Origin of the sequence: Streptomyces sp. x-19 (assembly GCF_046549115.1) — a bacterium.
Taxonomy (GTDB): Bacteria; Actinomycetota; Actinomycetes; order Streptomycetales; family Streptomycetaceae; genus Streptomyces; species Streptomyces albulus_C.
Map to the genome: position 1 here is coordinate 1 of NZ_JAJPWK010000025.1, position 18,685 is coordinate 18,685.

Sequence of the window (18,685 nt, forward strand, 5' to 3'; positions counted from 1 at the left end):
AGGCGTGATAGAGAAATTCGGGTCCCGTACGACGCGCAGGAAGCCTTCATGCGGAAGCACAACTCCCTTGGGACGACCGGTGGAACCGGAGGTGTAGAAGACATAGGCGGGACTCTGCGGAAACACGGCGACCGCCGGAGCGGTGGCCGGGCAGTCGGCGAGGGCGAGCTCCTCCCAGCGCACCACGCGGCCGCCGGTCGCGGCCGCCACCTCGGCGGTGGCGGCCTCGGCGAGCACCACGGCCGCGCCGGAGTCGGCGACCATGAACTCCAGGCGCTCACGCGGGTATTCGGGGTCGAGCGGTAGGGCGGCGGCGCCGGCCTTGAGCACGCCGAGCAGGGCCTCGACGGGCCGAACACCGCGGCCGAGGCAGATGCCGACCCGGTCGCCGGGGCCCACACCCCGGTCCAGCAGGGCGTGCGCGAGCCGGTTGGCCCGGGCGTCCAACTCCGCGTACGTCACCCGCTCGCCGTCACACACCACAGCGAGCGCGTTCGGGCTGTCGGCCACCCACACGCCGAACGCCTCGGGAAGCACCACACCTCCGAAGCCGCCACCCTGCGAAGCCCACGACTCCAGCACCCGAACCACTCCCCCACGCATAGAAACAAAACAAATTCAGACGGACGAAGAACGAAGCACGCGCCCCGAAAAGGGAATCAGCCGAGCCGGCCGATTCCCTTCCGCACCTGCAGTCGTCCGCCGCTCATATACATTCCGTCGACCTGCCCGGTGCGGGAATCCCGTACGAAGCAGTACAGGTCCTTGGATTCGTCACTGGCGTGTCCACCACCGGCCGTTTCGCCGGCCAGCCTGAATTCCAGGCCCCGGTGGATTTCCAGTACGGCCGGCGGCAGGCCCGGCCGGTCCAGCACCAATTTCCCGGTGCCGTCCCCGGCACGTTCCCCGCCGTCGGAGCGGCGGACCGTGAGGAGGTCGGCGCCCGAGCGGTACTCCCCGCACACCTCGGCGGCGGCCGCGTCCAGGTCGGCACCGGACAACGGCGCCCCGAGATCCGGCTCGCGGAAGCGTCCGATGTCGAAGCCCTTCACGGCGAGCGCCTCGAGGAAGGCGTTGCCCATCTGGCGGCCGGAGGTGGCATTGGTCATCAGAGCCACCGCGATCCCCCTCTCGGGGTCGAGGCGCACGGAACAGCTCGCCCCTCCGGTGTTGCCGTCGTGCCCCAGCCAGGTGCGGCCCGCGCCGTCGGTGTGGACGGCGAGGCCCAGTCCCCAGCCCTCGGCCAGGCCGAAGGCGGCCGAGCCCGGGACCGGGGTACGCATCTCCGCGAGGAGTTCGGGCTCCAGCACGCCCGCGGCGTCAGTGGTGAGGTGGACGGCGGCGTAGCGCAGCAGTCCCTCGGCGCTCGACATCAGCGCGCCCGCGGGCACCAGCGCCCGGGGCAGCCCGGGTTCGTCGACGGGCTGCACCGTGCCGGTCGGCAGGTGCACGGCGTGCTGCCCGGCCACCGGGGCGGGGGCGGAGCCACCGAGGAAGCCTGGCGTGACGCCGAGCGGGGTGAGGACGAAATCGCGCACCGCCTCCCACCAGGTCACCCCGGTCACGGACTCCAGGACCCGGCCGGCGAGGACGTAGCCGAGGTTGGCGTACGAGAAGTGCAGGCCGGGCTCGCACACGGCGGTGACATCGGCCGAGGCGGCCACGCAGTCGCGCAGCGAGAGGTCGCCCTCGACGGGCGGCATGTCCGGCAGCCCGGCGGTGTGGCTCAACAGGCCCCGCGGCGTCGCGATGAACAGCGGACTGTTCAGGGTCGCCGCCAGCTCCGGCAGCAACGGACCGACCGGCTCGTCGAGTTCCAGGTCGCCGTCGCTGACCAGCTGTGCCAGCAGCAGCGCGGTCGCCGACTTCGTCACCGAGCCCCACGGGAAGACGGTGTCGGGCGTGACCGGCCGGCCCGACCCGTGGCTCGCCTCTCCGTGGACGAAGGACGTGATCTCGCCGCGCTCGTAGACGGCGAATTGCACGCCCGGTACGAGGTATTCACGGGCGAGGGTTTCGAGCAGGCCGGCCACTTCGCCGTGCGCGGGCAACCTCATGGCAATTTCAGCGGATTCCGTCATCAAGTCCACCCAGGTCAATGAATAAGCGCCAGGGTAACGACGCCCCCACGCGCACCCCAAAGAGCTAAAGCCAGGAGTTAAACAGGTAGGTGGGCGGGGAGCCCTGGACGGTGGAGCCAGAGGAACGGGGAGGGTGCAGCCGGCTACACCTTCAATACGGGGTTAAGGGGGTTCGCCGCGCATCATCTCTTCCCATACTCTGATGCCGCTGACGAACTGAAGGGCAGAAATATGACATCGGTTTGGCGCCGGTCCGCCACAGCCGGGCACTCCGGCGACCACATAGCGGCCGCCGCGATGCGGATGGAGTCGGTGAGCAAGACCTACGGCACGGGAGCGGCCGCGGTCACCGCGTTGAACGACGTCTCGTTCGAGGTTCCCCGTGGGTCGTTCACGGCCGTCATGGGTCCGTCCGGCTCGGGCAAGAGCACCTTCCTGCAGTGTCTGGCCGGTCTCGACCGGCCGACGTCCGGCCGCGTCTACCTCGGTGACACCGAGCTGAGCGGCCTGAAGGAGTCGGCGCTGACGGCCGTCCGCCGGGAGCGGATCGGCTACGTGTTCCAGGCGTACAACCTGATGTCCGCCCTGACGGTGAAGCAGAACGTGACCCTGGTGCCCCGGCTGTCCAACACCGCAGTGGACGATGCCTGGTTGGAGGAGATCCTGCGCCGGGTCGGGTTGAGCGAGTACGCCGACCGCCGCCCCAGCCAGCTCTCGGGCGGCCAACAGCAGCGGGTGGCCATCGCCCGCGCACTGCTGGCCCGCCCCGACGCGGTGCTCGCCGACGAGCCGACGGGCGCCCTTGACACCCGCAGCAGCCAGGAGGTCCTGCGGCTGTTCCGGCAGATCGTCGACGAGACCGGGCAGACCCTGCTGATGGTGACGCACGACCCGGTGGCGGCGTCGTACGCCGACTCGGTGGTCTTCCTGGCCGACGGCCGGCTGGCCGGGCAACTGGTGCGGCCGACCCCGGACCAGGTGGCCGAGCGCCTGACGCACCTGGGCAACTGGTAGAGAGGCGCGGCATGTTCGACATCGCGTGGAGCACCATCAAGAATCGCAAGGGCGGGTTCATCGCGGCGTTCATCGCCGTCTTCTGCGGGTCCGCCGTCGTGGCCGCCTGTGGCGTCCTGCTCATGTCCGGCCTGCTGTCCGGGGTTTCGCCCGAACGCTACGCGGGTGCCGCGGTGATGATCGGCGGCAAACAGAGCAAGGACGTCGCCCAAAACTTCGACCAGCACTACGCGGAGCGGGTCACCCTCCCGGCGTCGCTGGCCGCCGAGGCCGCCAGGGTGCCCGGCGTGCGGGGGGCCGTCGGCGACCACACGATCGCGATGAGCATCGCCGGTCCGCAGGGCCGCACCCTTGAGCTCGGCCACCCGCTGTACGGGCACGGCTGGGAGTCGGCCGCGCTCGGCCCGTTCTCCCTCACAGAAGGCAGCGGGCCGCGCGGCGACCAGGACGCGGTGCTGGACACCGCGCTGGCACGGAAGGCCGGGGTGAAGGTCGGCGACAGGGTCCGGCTGGCCGTCGGCACCACCGGGGCCTCGTATCGGGTCACCGGCCTGACGACGGCGAAGGCCGGTCTCGACCGCCAGTCGGCAGTGTTCCTCACGGACGCGCGAGCGGCGCAACTGTCGCAGCGTCCGGACCGGGTGACCGCGATCGGCGTGCTCGCCGAGCCGGGCGCCGACGCCGGGAAGCTGGCCGACCGTCTCGCGAAGGCCCTGGCGGGCTCGCCGGAACCGATCTCCGTGTACACCGGTACGGACATTGGCGACCTGGAGTTCTTGGACGTCGGCCAGTCGCGCGGCTTCCTGGTCGCGCTCTCCGCGTCGTTCGGCGGCACCGCGCTGGTCGTGGTGGTCTTCGTGGTGTCCTCCACTCTGGGGCTGGCCGTCCACCAGCGCCGCCGCGAGCTCGCCATGCTGCGCGCGATCGCCGCCTCGCCCCGCCAGATCCACTCGCTGATCGGCAGTGAGATCCTGCTGGTAGCGGCGGTCGCCGCGGTACTCGGCGCGGGCCCGGGCTTCCTGATCGCAGGCACACTGCGCGACGCGTTCGCCGCGGTGGGCGTGCTGCCGGGCGACTTCGAGCTCTCGTACAACCCGACTCCTGCGGCCGCGGCCGTGGTGCTGTGCGTGCTGGGTGCCCAACTGGCCGGCTTCATCGCCGCCTTCCGCACCGCGCGGATCCAGCCCGTGGTAGCGCTGCGCGAGTCGCAGACCGAGCCGCCGCGGCTGAGCCGGGTCCGGCTCAACGCCGGGCGGATCCTCATCGTGCTGGGCCTGGCGGCGGCCGTCGTGCTGCCAACGGCGATACCCGGCCAGCTCGCGATCGCGGGCGCCGCGGGCTCGCTGCTGATCCTGATGTTCGGCTGCGCGCTGATTGGGCCTCAGCTGGTGAAGCTCGTCACGGGCCTGCTGGCGCCGCTACTGCGCCGCTTCCGGGTCAGCGGCTACCTGGCCGCCGCCAACACCAGCGCCAACTCGCGCCGTCTCAGCGCCGCCGTGGTCCCGCTGGCGCTCGGCGCGGCCATGGCCCTGATGCAGCTCTCCACCCTCTCCACGGTCGAGGCGGCCGCCGGGCACCAGGCCGCCACGGGCGTCGTCGCAGACTACGTGCTGGCCAGCGACGCCACTGGGCTGTCACCCGAACTGGCCGGCACCGTACGGGCGGTGCCGGGTGTCGGCACGGCGACCCCGGTCATCCGCTCCCAGGTGATGCTCACCTACCGCGAGATCGACAAGATGGCCACCCGTCCCTTCAGCGCGCAGGGCGTCGACCCACGCGGCATCGGCCGGACCCTCGACCTGGACGTGCGCAAGGGCAACCTGGAGGGGCTGAGCGGCGACACCGTGGCCCTCAGCTGGATGGCCGCGGACACCGCTGGCCTCGGCGTGGGTGACACCGCCGACGTCAATCTCGGCGACGGCGCCGAGAAGAAGCTGAAGGTGGTCGCCGTCTACGGCAACGGCCTGGGCTTCGGCGACGTCACGCTCCCCCACGACCTGTTGACCGCACACACCACCGACCGGCTCGACGCGGCCCTGCTGGTGACAGCGGCGGGCGCAGGCGACCGCGCCCGGGTGGGCACCGCCCTGACCGGCCTGGCGCAGCACACCCCGACCCTCCGGGTGCAGCGGCCCGACGAGTTCGCGGCAGTCCAGCAGGGCCAGTTCGCCCAGCAGTCATGGACCAACCTGATAGCCAACTCCCTGCTGCTGCTCTACGTGCTGATCGCCGTGGTGAACACCCTGGTGATGGCGACCACGGCCCGCAGCCGCGAGTTCGCCATGCTCCGCCTGATCGGCACCAGCCGGCGCCAGACCCGCCGGATGATGTTCATGGAGTCCTGGGTCGTGGTGATCACGGCGGTCGTGGCGGGCGTCTTCATCGCCGTTCCGCCGACGGTCGGCAGCAGCCTGGCCATGACCGGCCGTGCCCTGCCGCACGTGGACCCGGTGGTCTGGGCGGGCGTCGCCGCGTTCGTCGCCCTGCTCGGCTGGGCCTCCATCGCCCTGTCCACGCGCTCGGCCCTGCGCGGCCGGCCGATCGACGCGGTGTACACGGGTGACTAGGGTCTGCCCGGCTGCGGTGACCGGCCGGGGCAGGTGACCGACTCGACGCGGCGGCCGCCCGGGGCGAGCCACCGACCCGACTTGTGCGAGGGTGGCCGCGCGTACCGGCATCTGCTGGCCGACGGCGCGCGCTGCTCGCCACGGTGGCCTGGCTGGTGGTCTGGGCCGCCTCGGTGCCCGGTCCGGGCCACCGCGTCCGGCGACCGCTGGGTCAGCCGGTCAGCGCGGTGTTCCAGTTCGTCCAGCCCGCGCGCCGACTCGGCTCCGGCGCGCCGGTGCCGTACCCGTTCTCGTTCTTCTTCACCGTCGACTCGGCGCCGCGGGGCGTGGCGGCGACGGCTGACGCTCGGGCTGAGCGCCACGGTGGTGACACCGGTGCCGGCCCGGGCGCATGCCCGGCTGGTCGGGGCGCTGCCGACGCCTCCCGCCGTGCGCGACTCGCCGAGCTCGTACAGGAGCTCACCGCTGCCCGGGCGGCCACCCTTCATGCGCGCGGCAACGAACTGCGGTGCATCGAACGGGACTTGCGCGACGGCGCGCAGGCCCGCATGGCGGCGGGGCTGCCCTGCGCGTGGTGACCGCGGGACTCTTGGTGAACGAGCCGTACGACAACAGGGCGGGTGCTCCGGATCTCTCCGGGGCACCCGCCCTGCCCGTGGGGGGGGTGGTGGCGACGACTGCGGCGACAGGCCGTCAAGGCACCTGATGCGAGGCTCAGGCGGAGGGTCAGGCAGCGGTCTGCTCCGCCTGCTCCATTGCCCGTATGAGGCTGGCGGGCCGCATGTCGGTCCAGTTCTTCTCCACGTAGTCGAGGCACGCCTGACGGCTGGCCTCCCCGAACACGATGGTCCAGCCGGCCGGGACCTCAGCGAAGACGGGCCACAGCGAGTGCTGGTTCTCGTCGTTCACCAAGACGTGGAAGGTGCCGTTGTCGTCGTCGAACGGATTGTCCATAAGTCTTTGTCTCCCCTTCGGTCGTGCCGATCGTGACCCGCATGATCGGCACGACGCAACGATTTAAGGCAGGGTCGAAACTCATGGTCCGGCTGCACGCAGCCCACTACGTTGCCGAGCCGGAACCACCCGGTTCTGCGGCGCAGAGGAGGGCGTGACCGTGCCGGTCAGCACAATCAACGGAATCAGCCTCGGCTACGAGGTCACCGGCCACGGCAAACCCGTGGTGATGGTCATGGGCACCGGGGCGAGCGGCCGTGCCTGGCACCTGCACCAGGTGCCGGCGCTGGTGGCCGCGGGCTACCAGGTGGTCACCTTCAACAACCGCGGCATCCCGCCCACCGACGCCTGCGCGGACGGGTTCACCGTCGAGGACCTGGTGGCCGACACGGCCGCCCTGGTCGAGCACTTGGGCTTGGGGCCCAGCCGGTTCGTGGGCACCTCGCTCGGCTCCCACGTCGTCCAGGAGCTGTGTCTGTCCCGTCCGGACCTGGTCACCGAAGCCGCGCTGCTGGCGACCCGGGGCCGCAAGGACGCGATGCGCCGCTACCGCGACCGCGCCGTACGGGAGCTGCACGACAGCGGGGCTGTCCTGCCGCCGAGCTACGCCGCGACCGTACGCGCCATGGAGTACCTCTCCCCCGCGACGCTCGATCGGGACGGCGAGATCCAGGACTGGCTCGACCTCTTCGAGGTGGCTCCGGCCAGTGCGGCGGCCGGCTACCGGGCCCAGCTCGGCATCGAGATGGCCCCGGACCGTCTGGGCGCCTACCGGCAGATCACGGCACGCTGCCTGGTCATCGGGTTCGCCGACGACCTGGTTCTCCCCGCGCATTTGGGCCGGGAAGTCGCGGACGCCATCTCGGGTGCGCGGTACGTCGAGATCAAGAATGCGGGCCATTACGGCTACATGGAACGTCCGGACCGTGTGAACGCCGAACTCCTGCGCTTTTTCGGGCGCTTGGAGGAAACACGGGTTTCCGGGCGAGCGGAGGAAGCGCGAGCATGATTGTCGGAACGTCCGTGCGGGCGAGGGAACTTGGCCTGCTCCACCCGCGGGTCTGGCGCCTGACGTCCGAACGTCCGCTGCTGTCGGCGGCGGGCCTTTCGGCCGACGAAGCGGCCTCGCTCCACCAGCCGCACCGGCCGGTCCCCGCGGGATACCGGGAATTGCTCTCCGCACTGGGCTACCCGTCCGTCGTACCCGCCGGTGAACGCCTGCGCGAGCTCGTGGCCACCCGGGGCTGGCAGTCGCACGGCGCCGTCGTCGACGCCGTCACCGTGGCAACGCTGCGTCACGGTGCGGGCATTGGGCTGCACCGGGCACCGTCGGCCGGTGACGAGCAGGACCTGCTCGTCACCCGCGCGGAGGGCGGCGAGCGGATCATCCCGGCCTTCTCCAGCAAGTCCCGTCCGATCCCGCCGGGCGACCTCGTCTACGGCCTCACCCGGGACGGCCAGACCGTGGAGCCGCTCGCCTGGCTGGGCAAGCGCGACTGCGACGCGGCCGCCCACCAGCTCACCGCGGACACCCACGAGGCCCTCCTCGTGGTCCTCGGCGCGCCCGGCGAGGACGCGGCACACAGCGAGGAGATCGGCGCCACCGCCGCCGAGGTCCTCGCCGCGGCCCGGATCGAAGTGGCCATGACACCTGTGCCAGTCGGAGTTTCCGAACCGGATTCGAAGACTCTGCCAGGTTCATGACCTGTTGACACCCTTCTCCGCGTTTGCCAGACCTACCTGTAAAGTGCTGGTGCCGCGCGGGCCTGATCCAGAATCAACCGAAACCGAAAAGTTGGGGGAATAGTCATGTCCAATTCCATCTCCGCGTATAGCCGATTCGGTGAGCAGACCGCGGCGGACACGATGCGCTCGGCCCTGCGCGAGCTGGTCATCGAGGACCTCGACGCGCCCTCGTCCGTGGGCGCCGCCCTGCTGTCCGTCTGCGTCGTTTCCGTACCGGCCGGCACGTCCCTCGTGGCCCCCATACACGCCGAGTAGCGGACGGGAACGGGGAATCGACGCATGTCCGTGCCGGATGTGGATCATGCCGCACCGTCCGGTGAGGAGGATGGCACGCGGCTCGGCTTCAAGAGCCATCTGCGGGCGACCCTGGTCCCCGGAGAAGCCGCGTATCTCGTCTCGCACCGCGGCGTCACTGCCCTGCACGGCCCGCCCGCGGAGGTCCTCGTCCCCCTGCTGGACGGCAGCCGCGGCCCCGCAGCCGTCGTGCGCGAGGCCGCCCCGTCGCTGACGCCGGAGGAGGCCCACGCCTCGCTGCGCGCTCTGGACGCCGCCGGGTTGCTCCGGGTGCAACCCGCCGCCCCGGACGTCGCGCCCGTCGGCACTCACGGTGACCCGGCGGCGGAGGCTTACTGGGACCTGGCCGGCCTCGACGGCGGCCAGGTCCCGCACGAGCTGTCGCACCGCACTCTGCGGGTGGTCGCACCCGCGGGTCTGGACACCGCCGAGGCCGAAGCCGCCTGCGCCGCCTCCGGCCTCCTCCTCGCCGCCCCCGGCGAGGAGGACGCAGCCCTGACCCTCGTCCTGTGTGAGGACTACCTCTCGCCATGGCTGCGGGAGGTCGACGCCGAGCACCGCGCGGCCGGACGCCCCTGGTTGCTGGCCGGCCTCGGTTCCACTGCCTCCTGGGTCGGACCGGTGCTCCAGCCGCACGACGGCCCCTGCTGGCACTGCCTGGCGACCCGGCTGCGCGGCCACCGCCGCTCCGAGGAGCCATTGCGGCGGGCCCTCGCTCTGGCCGGGCCTCCGACCCGCCCGGCGGCCACCCTGCCGGCAGGCCGCTCACTGACGGTCCAGCTGGCCGTCCTGGAAGCCGCCAAGTGGCTGGCAGGCGTGCGCAATGACACACAGGGCGCCGTCCACATCTTCGACACCCTGCGGTTCGGGGCCACCTCCCACCCGGTCGCCCGGCTGCCCCAGTGCCCGGCCTGTGGCGACCCCGGCCTGGTGGCGCAGCGGGCCGGGCGCCCGTTCGTGGCGCGATCGCGCCCCAAGACCACGCTCGGCCTCAACGGCCACCGGGCCTTGTCCCCCACCGAGATGCTGCGCCGGTACGCGCCGCTGGTCGACCCCATCACCGGGATCGTCCGCGAGATCCGGCGGGCCCCGGGCAGCCCCGGCTTCGTCGACGCCTTCGTGGCCGGCGAGAACCTCGCCATGCGCAGCCCCACTCTCGCGGGGCTGCGCGCCGGCCTGCGCTCCCTCAGCGGCGGCAAGGGCCTGAGCGAAGAGGAGGCCCGGACCAGCGCCCTGGGCGAGGCGGTCGAACGGTACAGCGGCACCCGGCAGGGCGACGAGCCCGTCGTCCGCGACACCTACCGCGCACTGGGACCTGCGGCCGCGCTGCACCCCAACGCCTACCAGCTCTACTCCGACGAGCAGTTCGCCCGGCGCGATGCCATCAACGCGCGCGGCGACCGACTGCAGTACGTACCCCCGCGCTTCGACGAGGACCTGCCCACCGACTGGACCCCGGTCTGGTCGCTCACCCACGGCGTCCGACGTCTGGTGCCCACCTCCCTGCTGTACTTCAGCGAGGAGCCCTCGCCCGACGGCCTGTTCGCCGACTCCAACGGCAACGCCGCCGGCTCCAGCCCCGAGGACGCCCTGGTCCAGGGGTTCCTGGAGCTCGTCGAGAGGGACGCGGTGGCCTTGTGGTGGTACAACCGGACCCGGCGTCCCGGCATCGACCTCGACGCGTTTGACGAGCCGTACATCGGCCGGCTCCGCGAGGGCTACCGCTCCATGGGCCGCGAGATCTGGGCCCTGGACCTCACCTCCGACTTCGGCATCCCGGTGGTGGCGGCCCTGTCCCGGCGCACCGACAAGCCCGCCGAGGACATCGTCTTCGGCTTCGGCGCGCACTTCGACCCGCGCCTTGCACTGCGCCGCGCGCTGACCGAGATGGGGCAGCTGCTGCCGCTCGTGGCCACAGCCACGCCGGAGGGCACCGGCTACCGCGTCACCGACCCCGAGCCGCTGGACTGGTGGCTGCGCGCCACGGCCGCCGACCGACCGTATCTGCGCCCCGACGGCTCACGGCCACGCGACCCCGCCGATTGGACGTACGTGGCGACCGCCGACCTGCGGGAGGACGTCGAGCTGATCACCGAGACCATCCGCGCCCGCGGGATGGAGCTTCTCGTCCTCGACCAGACCCGGCCCGACCTGGAGCTTCCCGTGGTCAAGGTGCTGATACCGGGGCTGCGGCACTTCTGGCCCCGGTTCGCGCCCGGCCGGCTCTTCGACACCCCGGTAGCCCTGGGGCACCTCGCGCGGCCGACTCCGTACGAACAGCTGAATCCGGTCCCACTGTTCGTTTAGCTGTTCGACCAACCCTATGATCAAGCCAAACGCCCAGGTTCAGCCACAAAGCAGACAAGGCAGCCCACGCACACGACCATGCCAAGTCACGACGAGATCAACACCGCACCTCCGGTGACCGTGCCGGGCGGGGCCACAAACCACACGCCCGACGTCCCGGACCTGCCGGCACCCCAGCTGGCCCGCGTGATCCTCACGGTCGCGCTGCTCAGCTACCTGAGCGTCACGGTCCTCAACCTGCTGGGCACCGACCTGCCCACACCGTCACTGCTGACCTCGCTCGTCTGTCTGGCCCTCATCTTCGCCCTCCAGCTGCGGCACTCGGGCGCCGCCGTACGCTGGGCCCCCGTCCAGCACCGGACCCTCACCCTGGGCGTCCAGGCGCTGCTGACCTACCTGCCGATCGTGGTCTTCCACTCGCAATGGGGCGCCATGGCCGGCTTCCTCGCCGGCTCACTGCTCCTGGTGCTGCCCGGCCGGTGGGCCTGGCCCGCGTACGGGTTCGTCGGGCTGACCATGCTGATCCCGCCGACCCTGGACGGCCTCTCCATCCTGGAGACCGTCTACCTCGCACAGTCCACCCTGCTGACCGGCCTGGTGGTGTACGGGCTGACGCGGATGACCGAGCTCGTCCAGGCCCTGCACGACACCCGCAGCCAGCTGGCGGGCCTGGCAGTGGCCAGGGAACGGCTGCGCTTCGCCCGGGACCTCCACGACCTCCTCGGCTACAGCCTCTCTGCGATCACGCTCAAGAGCGAGCTGATCCACCGACTGATTCCCGTCCAGCCCCGCAGGGCCATGGAGGAGGTCAGTGAGGTGCTCAGCATCTCCCGGCAGTCGCTGGCCGACGTGCGCGCGGTCTCCAGTGGCCTGCGCAGCATGTCCCTGGAGCAGGAGATGCGGTCGGCCCAGTCGGTGCTGGAGGCGGCCGACGTCGAGGTGCGGCTGGAGATCCGGCTGGGCGCCCTCGGCCAGGAGGTCGACTCCGTGCTGGCCGCCGTGCTCCGCGAGGCCGTGACCAACGTGCTGCGGCACTCGCGCGCCGGCACCTGCGTGTTGACGGCCGTCCAGGAAGAAGGCCGGGTGCGGCTTTCGGTCTCCAACGATGGCGTGGACCCGTCGTATCGCGACGAGTCGCCCCACAGTGGTCGCGGACTGGGAAACCTGCGGGAACGCCTGCAGTCGACCCACGGCACGCTCACCGTCACCCGCGGCCCGGGCGGCACCTTCGGACTGGTCGCGGAGGCCCCGGCACGGCCGCCGCGCAGACTCGCAGCCCCTGACGACGCCGGCCTCGGCGCCCAGGAACCCGCCGCCTGACCTGGGAGGACCCTTCATCATGACGATCCGCATCCTGCTGGCCGAAGACATGAACATGGTGCGCGGTGCCCTGGTCGCCCTGCTCAACCTGGAGGACGACCTGGAGGTCGTCTGCGAGGTCGAGCGCGGCGACGAGATCCTCGACGCCGCCGCCCGGCACACGCCGGACGTCGCCGTCATCGACATCGACCTGCCCGGAATCGACGGACTCACCGCGGCCGAGCGGCTGCACAAGCAGCTCCCGGGGTGCCGCACTCTGATCCTCACCAGCCTTGGCCGTCCCGGCGCGTTGCGCAAAGCGCTGGCCGCGCAGGTGTCCGGCTTCCTGCTCAAGGACGCCCCTCCCCAGGAGCTGGCCACGGCCGTGCGCAGCGTGACGGCCGGGAACCGGGTGATCGACTCGCAGCTAGCCCTCTCCGCGTGGAACAGCACGGAGAGCCCGCTGACCGCACGCGAGTCGGAGGTCCTGCGGCTGACGGCCGACGGCCTGGAACCCGTCGAAATAGCCAGACACCTCCAACTCTCGCTCGGCACCGTCCGGAACTACCTCACCACCGTGGTGACCAAGCTGAACGCCCGGAACCGGGTGGACGCCATCAAGATCGCACGCGATTCCGAATGGCTGCTGTGACGCTCCCGCGCGAGCACCTGAGACGAGTATGGCGACCGGGCCCGGGGCGGCGGTACCGCGAGACTCATGTCTTCGGCGTGAATCTTTCACGGGTGCCGTGGGCTCAGGCCCTCCACATCCACCTGCGGCATGGATGCGTCACGTCCGGACCCTCTTGTTGAGATAGGCGAGGACGGCGAGCACCCGGCGGTGGCCGCTGTCGCTCGCAGGCAGCCCGAGCTTGAGGAACACATTGCCGATGTGCTTGCTCACCGCGCGCTCGGTGACCACCAGCTGGCCAGCGATCGTGGCGTTGTCCCGGCCCTCCGCCATCAGCTGGAGCACCTCGCGCTCGCGCGGCGTCAGCGAGTCGATCGGGTCATCCTTGCGTGTGGCCAGCAGCTCGGCCACCACCTCCGGGTCCAGCGCGGTGCCGCCGGAGGCGACCCGGTCCAGGGCGTCGAGAAACTCGTCGACCCGCCCGACGCGATCCTTGAGCAGATAGCCCACGCCACTCGCGCCGCCGCCCAACAGCTCAGCCGCGTACGTCTCCTCGACGTACTGCGACAGCACGAGCACGGGCAACCCGGGGATCTGCGCCCGCGCCGCGAGCGCCGCACGCAGCCCCTCGTCCCGGAAGCCGGGCGGCATCCGCACGTCCAGCACCGCGACGTCCGGCCGGTGCTCCAGGAGAGCGGGCAGCACCTCGGGGCCGCTGGCCGCTACCGCCGCCACTTCGTGCCCCGCGGAGGTGAGGAGCAGGACGAGCCCCTCCCGCAGCAGGGCATTGTCCTCGGCAATCACCACACGCACGGAAGCTCCACTTCGATACTGGTCGGCCCCCCGATGGGGCTCGACACCAGGACGGTGCCGTCGAGCGCCGCGATCCGCCGCCGCATGCCGAGCAGCCCGCTACCACCCGTCTCATCGGCGCCCCCGCAACCCTCATCGCGCACCGTGATCCTCAACGCCCGAGGGGCCCGGACGAGTTCCACCCAGGCGCGGCGGGACCCGCTGTGCTTGGCCGCGTTGGTAAGCGCTTCGGCGACGGCGAAATACGCCGCCGCCTCCACCGCGGCAGGCGCGCGCACATCGTCCTGCATGCCCTTCTCGGCCACCTCGACCTCCAGGCCGCTACCGACGGCGAGCGCCCGGACCGCGCCGACCAGCCCCCGGTCGGTCAGGATCGGCGGGTGGATGCCGCGCACCACGTGCCGGAGCTCGGTCAGCGCCTCCTCGACCTGGTCCTGCGCGTCGTCGAGGAGCTTGCGGGAGGCGTCGGAGTTGCTGTCGTACACCCTCCTGGCCATCCCCACCCGCATCGACAGGGCCACCAGGCGGGCCTGCGTACCGTCGTGCAGGTCGCGCTCGATGCGCCGCAGCTCGGCGCCGTGCGCCGCCACCGCGCCCGCCCGGGTCACGGTCAACTCCTCGACGCGCTCGGCGAGTTCGCTACTGCGCCGGGCGTCCGCCGAGGGCTCCAGCAGGGACCGGGACCAGGCCGCGTCCAGGTCGGCGAGCCGGCCGACGAGCGGCAGCACCAGGGCGCGGTGGCCCAGCAGCCCGCACCACACGCCGTCGACGAAGAGGGCGAAGATCCAGACGAGAAGCGCGGCGTACGCCAGTAGCCAGCCGTAGAGGAAGTGGGCCATCAGCCATCGCAGGTCACGGTAGGTGCCCTGGTCCTTGACCGCCGTGCGCACACGCTCGGAAAGCGTGCCGACGAGCGGCACGTACGCCTCGGGAACCTCCTCCCCCGTCCAGTCAGCCACCTCACGCCGCTTGGCCCCGGCGAGCTTGCGCAACAGCAGCACGGTCTCCGGCAGCACGCCCGCCCCGATGGCCATCGCCGTGACGACCACGGTGAACACCAGGACGGGCAGGAACAGAAGCGAGGCCAGAGCCAACCCGGCCGATCTCAGCAGCTGCCTCGTCGCCCGCCATGCGAGCCACAGCCTCTCTCTCATGGCCATCAGACTAGGCGACCACCGAGCACCGCAAAGGAGTGCGCACCACCCACCCCGTGGTGTAGCGGGCTACACCACGAGTCCGGCAGAGCACTCCCTCGATCTCCGGCCGGGGAAGCGGCATTGTGGTGTCCACCAGGCAAACGCTCTGGGAGAAACGCCCGGGGAACCGTCCCCACCGCTCAACGAAGGGAAACGGCCATGAAGGCCCTCAAGGCCCTGCTCTGGATCCTCCTCGTGGCAGCCGTCGCCGCCAACGTCTCCACCAGCTTCGCCTTCGAGGGCGCCAAGCAGGTCGTCATCAGCGTCAGCACGGGCTCGGTGGCAATCGTTTCGGCGGTGTGCCTCTTCCTCGCGCGCAACAAGCGGCGGACGAAGACCTCCTGATCCGCGGGGCGCCACCACGCATCACTCGTCAGCTCGTCCCTGGTGTCCACGAGTCCGCGGTCGCGCTAGGCATGAGCCGAGCACCATTCGCCCGCTGCCCACGCTTCGGGTGCTCCTCCGAACACGAGCCTTTCGAGAAGCGTGCGTTGCCGTTCGTTCAGGGCGAACCACCGGTGCAGGAACACCAGCCCACACCGCGCCCCACCCTCTGCATTGCACTGAAGGAGCGGCGGCCAAGGCCAGTGGGAGTACCCTGGGACTTTTCTGGGGCTTCCAGCTGCATCAACGGGCATGAGCGGGAAACAGCCGAAAGACTATTCATACAGGTCAGCGACTTGGAACCACGCTGCGCAGCAGGTCACGCAGCGCAGTGGACTCTTCCGGGACATCTGGCCAAGCTCATGGAGGAATACATCGGCTGAACCGGAGAATGGCGGCGCCCTCGCCCTGCTCCTCCGGGAGGGGCAAGCGCCTCCGACCTCCTCGCGCTCAACGTCGGCGACACCACCCCTTCGACGAAAGAGCCTGACCAAGTTGCTCCCGTGAAGGGTTCACCTCACACCGTTCGATCAGCAATCAGCCGCGCCTCTGCTCCGAGAAGCTGTCGGTGACCACCAAGAAGGCCCGCTGTTCCCCCTCCCTCGGGCCAACGCACGGGCTGTGATACCGCCACTGCCCATCTCCGACGGAGCAGCAGTACGGGCCACACGCAATCCGTCTCGGCTGGCTCCGCGACCGGCACTCACGAGGCAGCACCGGTAACTGAAACCCTCTCCACGATCAACGAGAAGAACCCGCCTGCCAACCCGCTCGAAGCCGGGGTGGCAGACGACTTCTGCCATGCCCTGACAGGCCGTCAGAACATGCGCCAAACGTGCGTCACGCACGTCAAACATGCGTCAAGATTTCACCCGTAACGCCCACAGCACACATAACGCACACTGCCTAAAACAGCAGGTCAGAGGCCCATTCTGGTGGGCTCAAGGATCGTCATGCACTCCACATGATGGGTCATCGGCAACACGTGGAGCCAATCAGCAAACCGCTCACTCTGCCCTTCACCGTGCACCTCGGCGTTCTGGACCGTAAGGGCTCCACCAAGACCGATTCCAGGGCTGGCTCGTCCACGGCGCCGCCAATGGAGTTCGCCTATCCAGCCAGCGCTAGAACGAGCGGAAGCACCTCATCAGTACCGGCCTGACGCAGGAGACGTGCACCTACGGCCAGCGTCCAACCCGAGTCGGCGTAATCATCAACGAGCAGCACCGGGCCGGGGGTGCCGGCCAAAGCGGCGGCCAGCTCGTCGGGCACGGTGAACGAGGCGGCCAGGGCGCGCAGCCGCTGAGCGGAGTTGCTGCGATGCGCCGCGTACTCGTCAGCCTGCGGGGTGTAGGCCAGGCTGCCCAGCAGCGGGAGCCTGCCGACCCGGGCCACGCCCCCCGCCAGTGAGGCGACCAGCTGCGGGCGGGTACGGGACGGCATGGCCACGATCCCCACCGGCCGCGCCACCGCGTCAGGAGAACCGCTGGCCCAGCCACCCGGCGAACGGGCCCAGTCGGCCATCACCGTCACGACGGCGGCCAGCACATCGCCCGGGACCGGCCCATCCGCCGCCTGCACCGACAGGAGCGGACGCAGGCGGTTGCCCCAGCCGATATCCGACAGCCTGCCCAACGCGCGCCCGGTGGCCGACTGTTGGCCCGCAGGGATACGACCCTTGAGGTCCAATCCGACCGCGGCGAGCCCGGTCGGCCACATCTTGCGAGGCTCGACCTCGACCCCCGGACGGTCCAACTCGCCCGTCGCCGCTGCAAGGGCCCCAGGAGAGACAGCCGGATCAAGCCAGGGGCCGGCGCAGGTGTCACAGCGACCACATGGAGCCGCCTTCTCGTCATCGAGCTGCCGCTGCAAGAACTCCATCCGGCAACCCTCCGTCGCCACGTAGTCCCGCATGGCCTGCTGCTCGGCCTCCCGCTGCCGGGCCACCCACGCATACCGCTCCGCGTCGTACGCCCACGGCTTCCCCGTCGCGGTCCAGCCGCCCTTCACGCGCTTGACCGCTCCGTCTACGTCCAGGACCTTCAGCATCGTCTCCAGGCGCGAGCGGCGAAGGTCCACCAACGGCTCCAATGCCGGCAGCGACAGCGGGCGGCCCGCCTGCTCCAGAACCATCAGGGTGCGCCGGACCTGCTCCTCCGGAGGGAATCCCACCGAAGCGAAGTACGCCCAGATCGCCTCGTCCTCCCGCCCGGGCAGCAGCAGAACATCCGCATGATCCACTCCACGCCCCGCACGCCCTACCTGCTGGTAATAGGCGATCGGAGACGAGGGTGACCCCAGGTGCACGACAAATCCCAGGTCCGGCTTGTCAAAGCCCATCCCCAGCGCGGACGTGGCGACCAGCGCCTTCACCCGGTTCGCCAGCAGGTCCTCCTCCGCCTGCAGCCGGTCGGCGTTCTCCGTCTTCCCCGTGTAGGAGGCCACCGGATACCCGCTCTGCCGCAGGAACGCCGCGACCTCCTCGGCCGCCGCGACCGTCAGCGTGTAGATGATCCCGGAACCCGGAAGGTCCCCCAGTCGCTCGCCCAGCCACGCCAGCCGATGCGCCGCATCAGGCAGCTCAAGCACCCCGAGCCGCAGGCTCTCCCGGTCCAGCGGCCCCCGCAGCACCAGAGCATCCCCGCCCCCCGTGCCCAGCTGCTCGGCCACATCCGCGGTCACCCGCGCATTCGCCGTCGCTGTCGTGGCGAGCACCGGCACACCCGCCGGCAACTCCGCCAACATCGTGCGCAGCCGGCGGTAGTCAGGCCGGAAGTCGTGGCCCCAGTCGGAAATACAGTGCGCCTCGTCCACCACCAACAAGCCGGCCGTGGCCGCAAGCTTGGGCAGCACTTGATCGCGAAAATCCACGGAATTGAGGCGTTCCGGACTTACGAGGAGAACATCGGTCTCACCCCGCTCGACCTCCCCGTAGATGGTTTCCCACTCCTCCGGATTGGCCGAGTTGATCGTGCGTGCCTGGATCCCGGCCCGCGCCGCCGACTCGACCTGGTTGCGCATCAGCGCCAGCAGCGGCGAGATGATCACCGTCGGGCCGGAGCCACGACGGCGCAGCAGCGCGGTGGCCACGAAGTACACCGCCGACTTGCCCCAACCGGTGCGCTGCACCACCAGCGCCCGTCGGCGCTCCTCCACCAGAGCCGCCACCGCCTGCCACTGGTCCTCCCGCAACCGCGCCGAACCCCCAGGGTCGCCGACGAGCTCAGCGAGGATGGCATCGGCTTCAGCACGGAGCTCCAGGTTGTCCATGCCCCCATGCAACCCGATGCCACTGACAATCAGCGAATCCACCCAGCACGCACGTCCGGCAAGTGTCCGCCGGGCACCAGCCAGCAGGTGCGGACGCCGAGGGACAGCACGACACCGATACGGGAAACG

16 protein-coding genes are annotated in these 18,685 nt (G+C 70.7%); 10 read left to right on the forward strand and 6 right to left on the reverse strand.

What is annotated here, in order from left to right; genetic code table 11:
• A partial coding sequence (locus ACLJT4_RS34690) for an AMP-binding protein (RefSeq protein WP_411128561.1) occupies positions 1-582 on the reverse strand: 582 nt, incomplete at its 3' end.
• 77 nt (positions 583-659) lie between these two features.
• On the reverse strand, positions 660-2,057 hold the full coding sequence (locus ACLJT4_RS34695; RefSeq protein WP_411128563.1) for a serine hydrolase domain-containing protein: 1,398 nt from the start codon (positions 2,055-2,057) through the stop codon (positions 660-662).
• Between the two features lie 255 nt (positions 2,058-2,312).
• Here ACLJT4_RS34695 and ACLJT4_RS34700 point away from each other — a divergent pair, with 255 nt between their 5' ends.
• The 3 genes from ACLJT4_RS34700 to ACLJT4_RS34710 all read left to right on the forward strand — a co-directional run bounded on the left by ACLJT4_RS34700 (position 2,313) and on the right by ACLJT4_RS34710 (position 6,240).
• Positions 2,313-3,095, forward strand: coding sequence for an ABC transporter ATP-binding protein (locus tag ACLJT4_RS34700; RefSeq protein ID WP_411128565.1), 783 nt, complete (start codon positions 2,313-2,315; stop codon positions 3,093-3,095).
• An 11-nt stretch (positions 3,096-3,106) separates the two neighbouring features.
• Positions 3,107-5,662, forward strand: a complete 2,556-nt coding sequence (locus ACLJT4_RS34705) for an FtsX-like permease family protein (RefSeq protein WP_411128567.1) — start codon at positions 3,107-3,109, stop codon at positions 5,660-5,662.
• Between the two features lie 143 nt (positions 5,663-5,805).
• Positions 5,806-6,240 (forward strand): hypothetical protein, encoded by a 435-nt coding sequence (locus tag ACLJT4_RS34710; protein ID WP_411128569.1) that lies wholly within the window; start codon positions 5,806-5,808, stop codon positions 6,238-6,240.
• A gap of 148 nt (positions 6,241-6,388) precedes the next feature.
• Here ACLJT4_RS34710 and ACLJT4_RS34715 read toward each other — a convergent pair whose 3' ends face one another.
• Positions 6,389-6,616, reverse strand: coding sequence for an MbtH family protein (locus tag ACLJT4_RS34715; RefSeq protein ID WP_411128571.1), 228 nt, complete (start codon positions 6,614-6,616; stop codon positions 6,389-6,391).
• Positions 6,617-6,776: 160 nt separating this feature from the next.
• Here ACLJT4_RS34715 and ACLJT4_RS34720 point away from each other — a divergent pair, with 160 nt between their 5' ends.
• The 6 genes from ACLJT4_RS34720 (at position 6,777) to ACLJT4_RS34745 (ending at position 12,914) form a co-directional block, all read left to right on the forward strand.
• Entirely contained in the window at positions 6,777-7,625 is an 849-nt protein-coding gene (locus tag ACLJT4_RS34720; protein ID WP_411128573.1) for an alpha/beta fold hydrolase, read from the forward strand.
• A complete protein-coding gene (locus ACLJT4_RS34725) occupies positions 7,622-8,320 on the forward strand; it encodes a hypothetical protein (protein ID WP_411128575.1) in 699 nt (232 codons plus the stop codon). The genes ACLJT4_RS34720 and ACLJT4_RS34725 overlap by 4 nt, the downstream gene beginning before the upstream one ends.
• Before the next feature lie 105 nt (positions 8,321-8,425).
• On the forward strand, positions 8,426-8,617 hold the full coding sequence (locus tag ACLJT4_RS34730) for a hypothetical protein (protein ID WP_411128577.1): 192 nt from the start codon (positions 8,426-8,428) through the stop codon (positions 8,615-8,617).
• 24 nt (positions 8,618-8,641) lie between these two features.
• Entirely contained in the window at positions 8,642-10,963 is a 2,322-nt protein-coding gene (locus ACLJT4_RS34735; RefSeq protein WP_411128579.1) for a TOMM precursor leader peptide-binding protein, read from the forward strand.
• 78 nt (positions 10,964-11,041) lie between these two features.
• Positions 11,042-12,283, forward strand: coding sequence for a sensor histidine kinase (locus ACLJT4_RS34740; RefSeq protein WP_411128581.1), 1,242 nt, complete (start codon positions 11,042-11,044; stop codon positions 12,281-12,283).
• Positions 12,284-12,302: 19 nt separating this feature from the next.
• Positions 12,303-12,914: a DNA-binding response regulator gene (locus tag ACLJT4_RS34745; protein WP_411128583.1), complete on the forward strand. Its 612-nt coding sequence runs from the start codon at positions 12,303-12,305 to the stop codon at positions 12,912-12,914.
• Between the two features lie 138 nt (positions 12,915-13,052).
• Here ACLJT4_RS34745 and ACLJT4_RS34750 read toward each other — a convergent pair whose 3' ends face one another.
• Together ACLJT4_RS34750 and ACLJT4_RS34755 are read right to left on the reverse strand one after the other, a co-directional pair.
• Positions 13,053-13,706, reverse strand: a complete 654-nt coding sequence (locus tag ACLJT4_RS34750) for a LuxR C-terminal-related transcriptional regulator (RefSeq protein WP_411128585.1) — start codon at positions 13,704-13,706, stop codon at positions 13,053-13,055.
• Positions 13,694-14,860, reverse strand: coding sequence for a sensor histidine kinase (locus ACLJT4_RS34755; RefSeq protein WP_411128587.1), 1,167 nt, complete (start codon positions 14,858-14,860; stop codon positions 13,694-13,696). The genes ACLJT4_RS34750 and ACLJT4_RS34755 overlap by 13 nt, the downstream gene beginning before the upstream one ends.
• Positions 14,861-15,061: 201 nt before the next feature.
• On the opposite strand from ACLJT4_RS34755, the gene ACLJT4_RS34760 reads away from it, so the two are divergent.
• A complete protein-coding gene (locus tag ACLJT4_RS34760; RefSeq protein ID WP_411128589.1) occupies positions 15,062-15,247 on the forward strand; it encodes a hypothetical protein in 186 nt (61 codons plus the stop codon).
• A 1,149-nt stretch (positions 15,248-16,396) separates the two neighbouring features.
• Here ACLJT4_RS34760 and ACLJT4_RS34765 read toward each other — a convergent pair.
• On the reverse strand, positions 16,397-18,556 hold the full coding sequence (locus tag ACLJT4_RS34765; RefSeq protein ID WP_411128591.1) for a RecQ family ATP-dependent DNA helicase: 2,160 nt from the start codon (positions 18,554-18,556) through the stop codon (positions 16,397-16,399).
• Positions 18,557-18,685: the final 129 nt, after the last annotated feature.

What these genes read in the sequence shown, in the direction of transcription:
- ACLJT4_RS34695 (WP_411128563.1), bottom strand. Translation starts at nt 2,057, where the DNA reads ATGAGGTTGCCCGCGCACGGCGAAGTGGCCGGCCTGCTCGAAACCCTC.
- ACLJT4_RS34700 (WP_411128565.1), top strand. Translation starts at nt 2,313, where the DNA reads ATGACATCGGTTTGGCGCCGGTCCGCCACAGCCGGGCACTCCGGCGAC.
- ACLJT4_RS34705 (WP_411128567.1), top strand. Translation starts at nt 3,107, where the DNA reads ATGTTCGACATCGCGTGGAGCACCATCAAGAATCGCAAGGGCGGGTTC.
- ACLJT4_RS34715 (WP_411128571.1), bottom strand. Translation starts at nt 6,616, where the DNA reads ATGGACAATCCGTTCGACGACGACAACGGCACCTTCCACGTCTTGGTG.
- ACLJT4_RS34725 (WP_411128575.1), top strand. Translation starts at nt 7,622, where the DNA reads ATGATTGTCGGAACGTCCGTGCGGGCGAGGGAACTTGGCCTGCTCCAC.
- ACLJT4_RS34730 (WP_411128577.1), top strand. Translation starts at nt 8,426, where the DNA reads ATGTCCAATTCCATCTCCGCGTATAGCCGATTCGGTGAGCAGACCGCG.
- ACLJT4_RS34735 (WP_411128579.1), top strand. Translation starts at nt 8,642, where the DNA reads ATGTCCGTGCCGGATGTGGATCATGCCGCACCGTCCGGTGAGGAGGAT.
- ACLJT4_RS34740 (WP_411128581.1), top strand. Translation starts at nt 11,042, where the DNA reads ATGCCAAGTCACGACGAGATCAACACCGCACCTCCGGTGACCGTGCCG.
- ACLJT4_RS34745 (WP_411128583.1), top strand. Translation starts at nt 12,303, where the DNA reads ATGACGATCCGCATCCTGCTGGCCGAAGACATGAACATGGTGCGCGGT.
- ACLJT4_RS34755 (WP_411128587.1), bottom strand. Translation starts at nt 14,860, where the DNA reads ATGAGAGAGAGGCTGTGGCTCGCATGGCGGGCGACGAGGCAGCTGCTG.
- ACLJT4_RS34760 (WP_411128589.1), top strand. Translation starts at nt 15,062, where the DNA reads ATGAAGGCCCTCAAGGCCCTGCTCTGGATCCTCCTCGTGGCAGCCGTC.
- ACLJT4_RS34765 (WP_411128591.1), bottom strand. Translation starts at nt 18,556, where the DNA reads ATGGACAACCTGGAGCTCCGTGCTGAAGCCGATGCCATCCTCGCTGAG.